We start from the raw sequence: 15,094 nt of genomic DNA, 5'->3' as shown, positions 1-15,094 counted from the left end.
TTTTTAAGTTATAAATTAATTGATTTGTCAAAGATGGTATCGTAGTGGAAGATACCTGCATCTTAATAGGGCGCAAAGGTACGAATTTCGATTGGGAATTGGATAAAATGTATTTTCCTAAACTAAAACTAGAGATACTCCCAGCTATTGTCTTATTGGAATGAGACTTTTAAATACCTTTTTACCCCTTATATATTACCAAATTACCCCCTTTTGCCTAAATTAGAGGATTGTACTTTTGCAGTATAGATTATTACTCATTTTATATTGCTATTTATCCAAAAATAGTCCCTGTTTTCAAGTCTAAACAATATGAGAAAAAAGTTAATCCTTTTACTAACATTACTCCAAGGAAGCTTGCTGGCACAAAACCCTTGGGAGAACCCCGCATTGATTGATATTGGTAAAGAAAAAGCACATGCTGATTTTATCCTTTATGCAGATAAATCTACTGCTTTGACCAAAAAGCCACAATCAAGCCCCTTTTATCAATCTTTAAATGGTACATGGAAGTTTGTGTATGCCGACCGAATTGCGGATGCACCAACCAATTACTTCGAACCAAATCTAGACGATAGCCAGTGGAGCAATCTTCCTGTGCCTTCCAACTGGGAACGTAAAGGATTTGGTACGGCTATTTATACCAATATTGTTTATCCTTTTCCTAAAAATCCCCCTTTCATCGGTGGCGATAATCCTGTAGGAACATATCGTAAATCATTTACTGTTCCTGAAAACTGGTCGGAAAGAGAAATCCTATTGCATTTTGGGTCTATTACGGGTTATGCTCGTATATATGTCAACGGCAAGTTTGTGGGCATGACCAAAGTCTCAAAATCTCCTGCGGAATTTAATATTAGTCAGTTTTTACAAAAAGGGAAAAACACCCTTGCTGTTCAAGTGTATCGCTGGCACGATGGAAGCTACTTAGAAGATCAAGATTTCTTTAGAATTTCAGGTATCGAACGCGATGTTTTCTTAACTGCTTTACCTAAAACCTCGCTTTGGGATTTCTTTATCAAGGGCGATTTGGATGCCAAATACACCGACGGCTTGTTGAGTGCAGAGGTGTCTTTAAGAAAGTTTAAAGGAAGTAATATCGAAGCAGGTTCTGTCAATGTAGAGTTGTTGGATAAAACTGGTAAGACAGTATGGTCACAACTTCAGAAAGTAGCAAAATCGACGGATACTTTACAAAATGTATCATTTAAAACGACGATTAAAAATCCATTGAAATGGAGTGCTGAATATCCTAACCTTTATACTTGTGTTATTTCTGTAAACGATGCCCAAGGAAAATCATTGGGAACAACAAGCTATAAAGTTGGTTTCAGAAAAGTAGAAATTAAAAATGCACAGTTATTAATCAACGGGGTTCCGACTTATGTACATGGAGTAAATCGTCATGAGCATGATCCTGTTGAAGGACACGTACCAAACCGTGAATTGATGTTGAGAGATATTCAATTGATGAAGCAATTTAATATCAATGCTGTTCGTGCAAGTCACTATCCAAATGACCCTTATTGGTATGAATTATGTGACCAATATGGTTTGTATGTTGTAGACGAAGTAAACCTCGAAACGCATGGTATGGGTGCTGAGTGGCAAGGTAGCTGGGATAAGACAAAACACCCTGCATACCTTCCATTGTGGGCAAATGCACACAAAGATCGTACCGAGCGAATGTTCGAACGAGACAAAAATCATGCTTCTGTGATTATTTGGTCACTTGGAAACGAATGTGGCAATGGCCCTGTGTTTTATGAAACGTACAAATGGTTAAAATCAAAAGATAATACTCGTTTTGTACAGTCAGAGCAAGCAGGTGAAAACGCCAATACAGATATTGTTTGTCCGATGTATCCTCGTATCGAGGACATGTTGAAATATGCGAATGATAACACCAAAACTCGTCCATATATCATGTGTGAGTATGCGCATGCTATGGGAAATAGTAGTGGTAATTTCCAACGTTATTGGGATATTATCCGTAGTTCAAAACACATGCAAGGTGGGTTTATTTGGGATTGGGTTGACCAAGGAATGTTGACTAAAACAGCAGATGGTCGTCCGTTCTATGCCTATGGTGGTGACTTGGGTGGCTATTATTTGCAAAACGATGAAAACTTCTGTGCCAACGGTGTGATTGCTTCAGACCGCACTCCACACCCAGGGTTATTTGAAGTGAAAAAATCGTATCAAAGCATTATTTTCTCAGCAAAGAATCTTGAAACTGGCGAAATCAAAGTTGAAAACCTTTTTGATTTTACTAATCTTAATAACTACGCTTTCAAATGGGTATTGACTAAAGACGGCAAATCTGTAGCAGAAGGAAGTTTTGACGTAAGCTTAGCGCCTAAACAAAGCCAAGATATAAAAATTGACTTGCCAGCGAAAAAGGATAGAGGTGAATATGCTTTGGAATTATATGCCTACACAAAATCTGCTACAGAATTAGTGCCAGCGGGACACGAGATTGCGCGTGAACAATTACGCTTTGACAATAGCTATTATTTCCAAGTAAATCGTCCGAGAACAGGGACTTTGGAAATTTCAAAAACAAATAATCGTCTAACATTCAAGACCGAAAATGTAACAGGTACTTTCAATACACAATGGGGTAACTGGGAGAAATACAGCGCATTAGATGGTTCGACTTCAATTAATGGTTTACCTGAGCCATTTTTCTGGCGTGCTCCAACAGATAATGATTTTGGTAACGAAATGCCTTATCGTTTAGGAATTTGGAGAAATGCTCATGCTAACAAATCGGTCTCAAAAGTAACCGTAGATGAGCAAAATGCAGAGGGCTTAAGTATTCAAGTGGATTACCAGCTGACTGGTATTAATGCCAATTATACCGTTGTTTACCAAATTTTAAATGATGGAGCGGTGAAAGTTACAGCAAGCTTAGATTTGGGTGACAGAAACCTTCCTGAAATGCCTCGTTTTGGTATGCGCATGAACTTGAAGCAAGATTATAAATTGTTGAACTACTATGGTCGTGGACCTTGGGAAAACTATCAGGATAGAAATTTAGCTTCATTCTTAGGTGTGTATGCTGATACAGTGGTTAAAGCTGTTGAATCGAATTATATTCGTCCACAAGAACATGGCTACCGTACAGATACACGTTGGATTAAAATTGCCAATGAGCAAGGCAAAGGGTTAATGATTGAAGGAGTTCAACCGATTAGTTTTAGTTTGTTGCCTTTCAAAACGGAAGATTTAGATCCAGGTTTGAGTAAAAAACAACAACATCCGACAGATATCAAGATTCGTGACGAGAATACTTTGCAGATTGACTTAAAGCAAAGAGGTGTTGGAGGAGATGATAGTTGGGGTGCTTTACCGCATAAAGAATACCGATTAACAGACAAGAAATTTACCTATAGCTATATCCTTAGTTTGTTTTAGTAATTTGGAGTAACACAGAAAGAGGCTAGGAATGATGTTCCTAGCCTCTATTTTTTGTGCTTATTTCAACTGAACAATTCCTGCCTTATCTTGATTTCGAGTAAAAATAAAACTAGGTTTATTCCGAATTAAAATAGCTTTCATATCTCGAATATCACCTGTAAAAAGTAACCCCGTTTGTTGTGGCTTACTAGCTTGAAAATTACCTTTCCCATTTCCTAGCAGTAATACGCCATGTGAGGCGTCCATTTTGCCAAGCTGCACTCGCCAAGGATGGAAGTTACCTGTCAACAAAATATCCTTTTTCCCATCTTTATTAAAATCACCAGAACTAATACCCGAAACCCAAGAAGTTTGAGCAAAAGACGGCAATGATTGAGCTTTGAAAATACCTTTTCCTGTATTTTCAAAATAGGTTGTCGCTAGGGTATAAACGGACTTTGTTTTAGCTTTATCAAGTTGTTCTGAGGTAAACAAATCTGAAAGACCTGCTTGAGCATAATCATGATATTTTAAGAATTTCTTCCTTATCCATGGCATTTGTGTAGCCGTTTCGTCGAGCGATGCCATCGGATAGCTTTTGCCTTGAATGAAATAGCAAATCATAGGGTCAATGGTTTCGTTTTGGTCAAAATCTGCATAAGTAATCGTCAGAGGCTCTTGTTCATTGGCTTTTAGCTGAGAATTTAGCCCAGCATTTCCAGCAATCAAATCCATATCACCATCATTATCCATATCTTCCAACTGAATTTTGCTCCACATTCCATGACTTTTTTCTAAGTGATAGGCTTCGGTTTTATCAACGAGTTTACCTTTTTGATTTTCTAGAATAGTAATAGGCATCAACTCGCCAGCCACGATTAGGTCAATCCAGCCATCTTGATTGATGTCATGCCATACGGAGGTGGTTACAATACCTAATGATGCCAAAGACTCTGTCTGAACAGGTGTAAATTTGACGATACTCCCTCTGCTCTCATTTTTGAGTAAATAGCTTTGGTCAGCTTCTGGGTACCGATTCGGAATAGAGCGTCCACCCACGAATAAGTCTATATCTCCATCTTTGTCAAAATCACCTGCCGAAACGCAACTTCCGTTGCTTTGCATATTGGGAAGTGCATTCATACTCAGGCTAAATATCCCTTTTCCGTCATTGATAAATAAGACATCTTGTGAAGCCTCTGGGACTGCACCAAATGCCGCACTGCCTCGGGCAATAAACAAATCGAGGTCATGGTCTCCGTCAGCATCAAAAAAAGTTATTCCCATATCCTGATAAACGGTTTGTTGTTGCCATGGCTGAGAAGACGCAGGTTTGAATGTACCATTGACTTGTTGTATCAACAAAACACCTCCTTGTTGACTATTACCTCCGACAAAAACATCTTCTAAACCGTCACCATTAACATCGGCAGTAGCGGTAAATGGACCCACTTTTGAAAGTTGATAAGGGAGAAGAGCCTGATGTTTGAAATCGACATACGGGATGGCTTTATGTTCAAAAGAAAACTGAGATTGTTGGGTGACATCTTCAAAAAGCGCAGCGGTTTGAGGGTATTGATACACACCTTCTTGTGCCGTGGCTTCGGCTACCTGCAAAGTTTGATTAGCTTGCTGATTTGATAAAATACTCTTTTTCCCAGAACTCCAATATATCTCTACTGACTCAATTTTTGTATTTTGCCCTAGTCCAAAATGTAAGATAGGTTCCACACTACTTTGGAATCCTTGAGCGGGATAGAGCTCTTGCATTTGGGTTTGGTCTTTGGTTTTAACAACAACCTTTGCGCCAATGCCTGTGGTATTAGGCACGTTGCCTTTTAATTGAATTTTGAGAAAATGCGATTGTTCAGGAGAATGTTGGTTTTCATAAATTTGTGCCACCTGATTCGTGTTATTGATAATCAAATCCAAATCTCCATCATTGTCTAAATCGGCATACGCTGCTCCTGTACTAACGGTTGGTTCTTCTAAGCCCCATGATTTTGTGGCATCTTCAAACTGAGCAAACTGATTTTGACTGATATTTCTGAACACGTAATTACTCGTTTTGGTACTTGGCATTTGTTGAATTAATTGCCAAGTATTGAGTTGCTGACCTGAGTTTTGCGCTTTATTGATTTCTTCTTGGTAAGTATATTTCAGAAAATCCATATTGGTAAAATCTCGTAAAAAGCCGTTAGTCACGAGCAAATCTTTTCTACCATCATTGTCAAAATCACCTGCTAGCGGACTCCACGACCAGTCGGTGTTGGAAATTCCTGCCATCTGTCCCACTTCACTAAAAATAGGAACACCTTTGTTGGATAATCCCTGATTGATTTGAAGCATATTGCGGGTATTTTGGTGGTAAAAACCACTATCTACCAGCAATTGATAGGTATCATATTCGTCAGGACCTTTTAATAGCTTTTGACGATAATTAGATTCGGGAAGCATATCCAAACTTACAATATCGGCTAGTTCATCGTTGTTGAAATCCACAATGCCCGTACCCATCGAGTTTTTGGAGATATGTCCCATACTCTGTTTGAGAACTTCCTTGAAGGTGCCATTTTGTTGATTGATATACAGAAAATCTTGCTCATTGTAGTCGTTAGCAACATACAAATCTGGCCAATTGTCTTGGTTGAGGTCACCAACTGAGACGCTTAACCCAAAGTTTAAACCGCTTCCATGAACACCTGCCTCGACGCTTATTTCATGAAAATACCCCTCATCATTTCGGTATAATCGATTACCAAATTTAGGGTGACGAGTATTCCTTAATCTTTCAGTATTGAAAAAGGCGTTGTAAAACATATCTGCATGGTTGGCCATAAAACAGTCAAGGTCGCCATCTTTGTCCATATCAAAGAAAGCGACCTGAGTGGTGTAAGTTCCAGAGGCTTCTAACCCGTATTTTTCGGCTGATTCGGTAAAAGTAGGCACGCCATTGACGAGTCCATTATTGATATATAGCTCATTTTTACGTTCTTCATCGGTTCCTGGTCCCGAATAACAAACATAAATATCTAGTTTCCCGTCGGCGTTGATGTCAATCATAGACACGCCAGTTTTCCATTTTTTTCTACCTTTTACGCCTGCTTTTTCAGTAATATCTTCAAAAGAAAAAGGACTATTTCCTTGTTTGCCTTTGTTAAGATACAATTTATTTTCAACCATATTTCCCGAAAAATATACATCAGCCAGTCCATCGCCATTGACATCGCCGACGGCAACGCCTCCTCCGTTGTACATATATTGGTATTTGAGCAAGTTTAGCTCTTCGTTTTCCTCAACAAGATTGTTGAAATTTACCCCAGATTCTTCGGCGCTGACTAATCGAAAAAGAGGACTGTTGGAAGAATTTTTACAGGAAAAAAGAAAAGGAAGAAAAAGAAGTGGTAAAAGTTTTTTCATAAGAGTATGTTTGAAAATTTTATTTGGCATTTGTTGAAAAAACAAAATTTCTCATAGCCACACCTTACTTTTCTTGTCTTGACACAAGAAAAGTAACAAAAGAAAGTCAAGAAATCCTAAACTCGCCTTCGGCTCAAACAGCAGGATTTCATGAAAATAAATACAAATCTTTTCATTTTTAAGACTTATAAATTAAAAACAAAAGATTGAAATTCTCTTTTAAAAAAAAAGGTATTGATAGCAAAACGTATTTCGCCACCAATACCCAATTTGAAGTGCTTAGATCGAAGTAAGTAATGTTACCACCGAACGAGCTGGGATACTAATATTAGACAATTTATTGACTTTGACAGGCTGTAAATTCGCATTTTCAGTCGTTTGATACGCTACTATCATTTTTGTCTTGATTCCATCCAAATTGATAGCAAGAGCTTCGTTTGAGTGGTTGACGAGCACTACAATAGACTGCTTTCTTTTCAAATCTTTATACGCCGAAACCAATAGTTTATCAGAGGCTTCTTGTGCCAAATCTGCTTCAATACGCTGTGCGCCAGGTCTTACAAAGCGGCTAAAATTACCAAATGCCCATAATATTTTACTGTCTTCATATTGGCCATCGGTTTTGTTTTTGTCGATATACACCAAACCATCTTTGTAATTATAAGCAGAAATAGAAGTCCACCAGTGCCAAGCGGAGGCATTACCGTTGACAAGGTCATTGTGGATCACTTTGGCAACATATAACGCCGAGTTCATTCCTACATCTTTGCCATTGCCTTCGATTTCGCCAGCATTATCACCCAAAATACAGTACTCAGTCATCCAATAATGAAGACCTTCAACTTTAGATACCGTTGAGGCAAGCTGTTTTCTCATCTGACTAGCATCTTTGTAAGGCGAGGTGGTAAAATAACTATGTCCGCCGATAGATTTGTTTATATTAGACAAATCTCCTAAGTAATATTTTCCTGATTTCTGGAAAAATTCTTCCACCTGAGAGCCACGTGCAGGTTTGTTGAATGGACTATATAGATAATTGAGCTGGCCAGCTTCGGCAATAGAAATTTCGGTAGGTAATTTGGCTGCCAAAAGCTTTTTACTGAGGGCTTTGTTTATACCTGCGATATGCTCATTTTCAAAAGGTGTTCCTTCCTGACCACCATCGCTCCAATCCCATTGAGGTTCGTTGGTAGCGCTCACGTAATCGAATGTAATGCCTGTTTTTTGTTTAACTCCTTTAATAACCTCCGTTAAGAATTGTGCAAAATTGTCGTATTGGTCAGGAGCTAAATTGGGTTTCCCAGCCGTAGCAAAGGCTTTTCTATTGGTGGTAAACTGAACAGGAGGGGAGTTAGTGAATGCTAAAAATTTATCGACATGATATTTTTTGGCTTCTTGCAAAAACCAAATTTGAGCAGCCTGTTTTTCCCAGTTATACGAACCATCGTTGTTGAGAAAAGATTCAGCTCTGCGCCATTCGTCTTTGATACCACTTTCTTTACCTTGCTCGGTACTGCCAGCCCCGACATTGAAACGCCAAATAGACATACCAATTCCCTCTGGCTGACCGTTTTTGTCAAAGTTTTGGCTAAATAGAAGTTTGGCAATTGCTTTCCTTTTGGCATCAGGCCAATTTCCGACAAACTGAGCTGCCCAAGCGTCCGAACCACCGAAATGTTCAATGGTCTGAAAGGTTTTTTGAGGATTTAATTTTACTAGAATTGGCTGTTGCTGTACTTGAGCAAAAGAGGAAAACCCCAAACCCAGAGCCCCAGTTACTAACCATTTTTTGAACGAATTTTGAAAAGTATTTTTAGATGACATAATGCTGAAATATTTGTAACTAAGCAGATATTGTATTTTAGAAATGGGGTGAATTAGCGATTGTTGCGTTTTTTTACAGATGATTACATTGAATGTTTTAAAGAAAAAAAACACTCATTCACTCAATCACCAACTCACTCAATTATAACTATTCAATCCCCCAACCATAGCGGAGGCGACTGATACCTGATTGATTAATGATTTTTAGAGTAATAGAGGTGCCTGTTCCTTCTCTTGAAAATAGACTGTAGCTATCACCATCACGCAAGCCTGGCCAATAGATACTAGCGACTTTATCGTTTCTGAAAACATTAGAAGACGCAATCATATAGGCAATTTCATTATCGGATTGCGTACCACCAATATAGTCCTTGCCTGTGCTCATGGCTACTCCAAATTCTGATACGATGGTTCTTTTCGCATAAGAACCCATTCTACGTCTCCAGTCAGACTCCCACTCTGTCAGGGTGCGGTTCGTCCAGAAAGCATAATTATGTAATGCCAACAAACATTCAGAAAATCTGCTATCGGCTCCGATTCCAGTTACGTCCTCCGAATAGCCTGTTCCTGACAAAATAATGCGTTTGCGAGAAAGTGTAGGAAATCTTTGGAGAAACTCGGCATATACATCGCTCAAGGTTTGCAGAGAATAGCCATACGGTTCATTGATTACTTCAAAATATACATAAGGATTGTTGCCATAGTCCTGTACTACCTCGGTCCACATTTGCCAAAAGTCGGCACTATTATCAATCACACCATTTTTGGCAGAAGCTGATTCCCAACAGCAAAGGACTACACGTATTTTTTTACTGATAGCCTTGTCTATTGCACCTTTGTAGCGTGACCACCAAATGTCATTTACAGAAGGAGGGTTAATTGGCAAACGAATCGTATTGAGACCTTTGATATGGTTGTGGAAACCTGTTAAAATGCCTTCTGATTTGGCAAAAACAGTTGCATATTCGTCACCTGCTTCAAGTCCAGAGGGAATTACCCAACCATCGACAAAGTTATCACGAGCATCAGCCCAATTGACGCCTGCAATGCTATCTACTCCCACAGGCGTTGTATTTTTTACCACTGGGTCTGTCGGAATTACTGGCGTGTCAACTGAATCTTTAGAGCAAGAGTAAAGTAGGGCAGAGGTAAGAATAAGGGAAAGTAAATTTTTCATAGGACTAGAAGATATCAGGAATTGTGAGTGATGAGTTGTGAATTGTGAGTTAGTACTGTTCGAAGGATTTCAACCAATTGCAGATTTGGGATTTCTGATTTCGGATACATAGAAAAATACCTTTATTTTTTACAAAATATAGAGGCATACACCTCCGAAATCCAATATCCGATATCTGAAATAAACGGTTTTATAATCCTTTGTACACCATTGTCCTTGCTTAAAATAGGTTGCCATATCGCTTACGGCCTAAAGCACTCTACAAGACATAAAAATAGAGGATTTGAAAATTATCGATGATATTAAATCATTTTCAAATCTTCAAATCCTCACATTTTCAATTCAAATTAATATCCAGCATTCTGTGTCAATTTGCCACCAGAAGCAAGGATTTCAGCACGTGGGATAGGTAGGAAATAGTGCTTATCTTCAAAATGTCTGCCCGACAACGCTTCTTTACGTGTGTAAGTATAGGTAGAACCGTTTTTGGTAACATCCATACCATAAGCAGGAACATTTTCTGTTACATTGGCAATTTTCCAACGACGAACATCATAATAACGGTGCTCTTCGAAAGCTAATTCAACCTGACGTTCTTTACGGATAGCATCACGCATTTGTGCTTGTGACAAGCCCGTAGGAAGTGCAGGCATACTTACGCCTGTTCTTTTACGGATAGCATTAACGGCATCGTAAACGCTTTGGTCTGGACCAGCAGCCTCATTTTGTGCTTCAGCGTAACTCAACAAAATCTCAGCATATCTGAAGTAAATCCATGGTTGCGTACCAGCAATATCCCAAGGGTTATCGATTGGCAAAGCATCGTTCATGTATTTTTTCAAGTAATAGCCAGTTTTTGAAGTATTCCAGTTAGATGGACCATCTTTACTATCTTTTCCGCCAGGTACAAAGCTTTGAACAGTATTGCCTCTGTAAGCTGCATCGTTAGTCAAAACCGTCATGTAAAAACGAGGGTCACGGTTTTTGTATGGATCTTGTGGGTTGTAACCAGAAGAAGCATCATCGATAGACTTACCATTGTTCATTTGGTACGCATCTACAAAGTTTTGCAAAGGTACGTTACCACCCCAACCACCAAAACCATTTGGTGCGTTTGAGATTTCTAAACACACGTGGCGAGCTCCACGAGTGTACAAACGTTCGAAGATGATTTCTGGGTTGTTTTCAGCAGTTAAGAATAATTTATCATAACCGCCAGTGTATAGTGAATACATACCCATATTCATGATATCTTTGGCTGCGCTAGCTGCTGCTTGCCAAGTACCTGCATTGTACAATGGACTTGCTGCATACAATGCTATACGAGCTTTAAGCGCTAAGGCTGCTCCTTTAGTAGCACGACCTAATTTCCAATTTGTGTTGTTATTTGCCGTAGGTAAGTCTTTGCTTGCCGCATCAAGTTCAGCTAAGATATAAGCTGTAACATCTTTGATAGAAGAACGAGTATAGATTGCAGAATTACTGAAATCTTCTCCTAATTCATATACTTTGTCACCCATCAATACAACCTCTCCGTAGTTACGAAGTAAGTCCTGATAACGGAATGCTCTCAAGAAACGCAATTCAGCTGACAAGCGAGTTTTCATACCTGCACTCATGTTTACCTTCTGAACATTCGCTAAAGCGTAATTGATTTCACGGATACTACGGTAGCTTCTTCCCCAAATAGTACCAGCAATACCTGTGTTTTCTGGAGCTAATTGACCTCTTTGAATTAACCAAGTATTATCGTCATTGTTGTAAATAGACTCATCGGTTACAGACGACCACATCGCATATTCAAAACCACGACCAAAGCCTGGAGGAGTACCTTCTGCTTCTTTGTCTGTCAAGCGTACACCCATGTAACGGTTGATTACGTAAGATTCGAAAAGGGTTGAATCGGTAAGGATGGAACTATCCGAAACGCGGTCTGTTGGTACTACATCAAGCAAATCCGTATTACACGAAGCAGTTGATAATAACACAGCAAACAGACAAGAAGATATAGCAATAGATTTTCTAGATTTCATTGTAATAAACATTAAAGATTAAAACTTAACATTGACACCAAGGTTCATAATGCGTTGTTGTGGGTAGAATTGTCCACTTGAACTGTTTCCTTCTGGGTCATAATCTTTCACACCTGTAAATGTCAACAAGTTGAAAGCGTTAGTATAAACTCTTAATTGTTTGATATTTAATTTGCTCAATAATTTGTTTGGAAGTGTATAGCCGAATTCAAGGTTTTTCAAACGAACAAATGAAGCGTTGTTCAACCAGAAAGTACTTGGGTATAAGCCACCGTTTACTGAAGAAGAAGAACGAGTGTCTACACGTGGATACGTTCCATTTGGATTAGTTGGACTCCAACGATTGTCTGCCCAGCTACTGTAGAAGTTACCGATTGAACCAGATTCTGGTAATACATATTGGCTAACTTGCGCTTGTCCTGCAAATACTAATGAGAAGTCAAAGTTTTTGTAACCTGCATTGAATACCAAACCAAAAGTCATTTGTGGAATGTTTCCGTAGTCAGAACGAACTTGGTCATCTGCTGTGATTTTGCCGTCTTTGTTATAATCTTCCAAAATCAAATCACCCAAACGAGCACCTGTCAAGTGTGGATATTTGTCCAAATCTGCTTGACTTCTGAAAATACCAAGAGATCTGTATAACAAATAAGTATTTAAAGGACGACCTGTTTGACGTTGGTAATCTGGTAAGCCAGAAGCTTCATCGATAAATTCGATTTTACTTTTTGCATACGTAAAGTTTCCAGAAATCATATATCTGAACGCTCCAGAGTGGTTGTACGTTACACTAGTTTCAATACCAGCGTTGCTCACTTTACCGATGTTTTGATCTGGCACTAAAGCACCCGAACCATAAGGGTTTACAATACCTGAAACTCCAGGGATAGAAGCATTACGAGCTGCAAGAATGTCTGAACGATTTTGTTGGAAATAAGTAACTTCAGCAGATAATTTCTTGAAGATAGTCGCATTCAAACCGATGTCTAATTTCTTAGCAACTTCCCAAGTGATATTTGGATTAGCCAATTTTGTCAAGTCAATACCAGAGTGAATAACATCAGCACCGATTACATAAGAGTTATTGAACGAGTAGTTGTTGTAATACTGGAACTGACCTACGTTGTCATTACCCAAAGTACCGTAAGAGGCACGTAATTTTAAGTCATCAACACTTGTAACTTTGTTTTTGAACCAAGGCTCTTCTGAAATTCTCCAACCTGCCGAGAACGATGGGAAGAAACCATATTGCTTACCATCTGGGAACGTTGATGAACCATCTACACGCATTTGCAATTCTGCCAAATATTTCTCGCTATAATTGTAAGCAACTCTTGAGATATAACTTCTTCTTGTAAAGTTGTAGCTACTACCGTAGTTGTTTTTGTCTGTAGCCGCAGCACCACCTTGAGAAAGTTCAGGCGTTGATGGCGTAGGGTAATTCAATCTTGATGCACCAAAAGTCTCCGAACGGTTTTGACTTTGTTCAAATGCAACAAAAGCGTTTACATTGTGGCGACCCGTTGCTAAGTTGTAGTTCAACTTAATGTTTTGGATTTGTAAAGACGAGTTAGTTTGTGCTTCAGATAAAGTTGCTGCACCAGCCGAACCACCTGTTACCACTTGGTCATACGCATTGGTATTGCGGTTGTACGAATACAAGATGTATGGGATGCTAAATGATTTCGAAAAGTTATACGATTTGTCGATTGACAAAAATCCGTCTACGCTTAAGCCTTTTACAGGTAAGTTGTAGCTACCTCTCAAAATTCCGTTAAATACTGTAGTAGGGTTTTTGTTAAGACCACCTAACGATGTACCTAATACTACAGGGTTATTATTTTCAACACCTGTCGAAGGCAATCCATTTGGATAAGTTGCAACTACTGTCGGATAAGCTCTATAAATCGAACGGAACGTGTTACCTGCACTACTGATTGGATACTGACGGTCTTCTTGACGACCCGAGAGAGACAAACTTACTTTGAAATCCTTTGTAATGTTGGCGTCAATATTCGAACGGAAGTTGTATTGGTTGTATTTGGTAGCACCGTTTTTCAACAAACCATCTTGATTGATCATACCAATTGACATGAAATAACGTGTATTTTCGTTACCACCGTTTACAGTCAAACTGTGTTGGTTTTGTAATGCAACACTTTGCAAAGCCTCTTTCTGCCAGTTAGTATTTGGGTAATTCAATGGATCAGAACCATTCGCAAACTTCGTGATTTCAGCTGCTGAATAGTGCTGATTCATGCCACCTGCTGGGTTGTTGTAGTAGTCAATCTCATTCAAAATTGTTGCATACGTAGGAGCATCTGCTAATTTTGGCAAGCGAGTTGGCGTACTAAATCCTTGGTTGAAGCTGTAAGAGATAGTCGGCTTGCCTGTTGTACCTCTTTTAGTTGTTACCAAGATTACACCATTGGCTGCACGGCTACCATAAACAGCTGCCGAAGCATCTTTCAATACCGAAATACTTTCAATGTCATTTGGGTCTAGGCGTTCCAAACCGCCAATTTGTCCTGGAATACCATCCACAACGATAAGCACGTCGTTGTTTCCTGTCGATGCCAAACCACGAATGGTATAGCTCGAACCGTCATAACCAGGTTCACCACCACGGTTGTTCGCAATAAAACCAGAGAAACGACCTGCCAATGAGTTTGATAAGTTTGGCTGAGGGCTTTTCACGATTTCACTACCTTTTACATCCGATACCGAACCTGTCAAGGTTACTTTTTTCTGAGTACCGTAACCTACTACTACTACCTCTTGTAGTGACTTGGTATCTGATACCAATTTTAGGTCAATAACTGATTGATTTTTGATTTCTACTTCTTGTGTAGTATAACCAATGAAAGTAAATACTAAGGTAGAAGCATTGGCTGGAACAGAGATAGAATATTTACCATTCGCATCTGCTGATACACCTTTGCTAGTGCCTTTTACTTGTATGTTCGCACCCGGAAGTGCTGCTCCTTGTTCATCAAGGATTGTTCCTGTTATCTTTCTGTCTTGCGCCAAAGTCGCAAAGGTAGAAAGCATCATCATAAGGCATAATAAGAATTTGGTACTCGGACTTAACAGGTTTTTGATGCCTGTTTTTCCTAAGTCCTTTTCGAAATGGGAGAATAAAGGTTGTCTCATCTTTTAAATGAAAATTGTTTGATTGGAAAATTTGTGCTTTTTGACATTGAAATATTTGAAGCAAAACTAGGATTATGGAGTTATT

Annotated in this window: 6 protein-coding genes; 1 reads left to right on the top strand and 5 read right to left on the bottom strand. The window is 39.1% G+C overall.

All coding sequences use genetic code 11. The annotated features are described in order from the left end of the window. The first annotated feature begins 312 nt into the window (after positions 1-312). Positions 313-3,420 (top strand): glycoside hydrolase family 2 TIM barrel-domain containing protein, encoded by a 3,108-nt coding sequence (locus tag GVN22_RS15260; protein ID WP_166551870.1) that lies wholly within the window; start codon positions 313-315, stop codon positions 3,418-3,420. A 60-nt stretch (positions 3,421-3,480) separates the two neighbouring features. On the opposite strand, the gene GVN22_RS15255 is transcribed toward GVN22_RS15260, so the two are convergent. The 5 genes from GVN22_RS15255 to GVN22_RS15235 all read right to left on the bottom strand — a co-directional run bounded on the left by GVN22_RS15255 (position 3,481) and on the right by GVN22_RS15235 (position 15,009). Further along, positions 3,481-6,822: a VCBS repeat-containing protein gene (locus tag GVN22_RS15255; protein ID WP_166551869.1), complete on the bottom strand. Its 3,342-nt coding sequence runs from the start codon at positions 6,820-6,822 to the stop codon at positions 3,481-3,483. 279 nt (positions 6,823-7,101) lie between these two features. After that, on the bottom strand, positions 7,102-8,646 hold the full coding sequence (locus tag GVN22_RS15250; RefSeq protein WP_166551868.1) for a glycoside hydrolase: 1,545 nt from the start codon (positions 8,644-8,646) through the stop codon (positions 7,102-7,104). Between the two features lie 148 nt (positions 8,647-8,794). Then, positions 8,795-9,823, bottom strand: a complete 1,029-nt coding sequence (locus GVN22_RS15245) for a cellulase family glycosylhydrolase (protein WP_166551867.1) — start codon at positions 9,821-9,823, stop codon at positions 8,795-8,797. A gap of 347 nt (positions 9,824-10,170) precedes the next feature. Then, entirely contained in the window at positions 10,171-11,856 is a 1,686-nt protein-coding gene (locus GVN22_RS15240; RefSeq protein WP_166551866.1) for a RagB/SusD family nutrient uptake outer membrane protein, read from the bottom strand. 18 nt (positions 11,857-11,874) lie between these two features. Continuing rightward, positions 11,875-15,009, bottom strand: a complete 3,135-nt coding sequence (locus GVN22_RS15235; protein ID WP_205690914.1) for a TonB-dependent receptor — start codon at positions 15,007-15,009, stop codon at positions 11,875-11,877. Positions 15,010-15,094 lie beyond the last annotated feature (85 nt).

It is taken from the genome of Cellulophaga sp. BC115SP (genome assembly GCF_009905545.1).
Classification (GTDB): domain Bacteria; phylum Bacteroidota; class Bacteroidia; order Cytophagales; family Spirosomataceae; genus Flectobacillus; species Flectobacillus rivi.
Note: the sequence above shows the minus strand (reverse complement) of the source record. Positions and strands in the feature narration are given on the sequence as shown.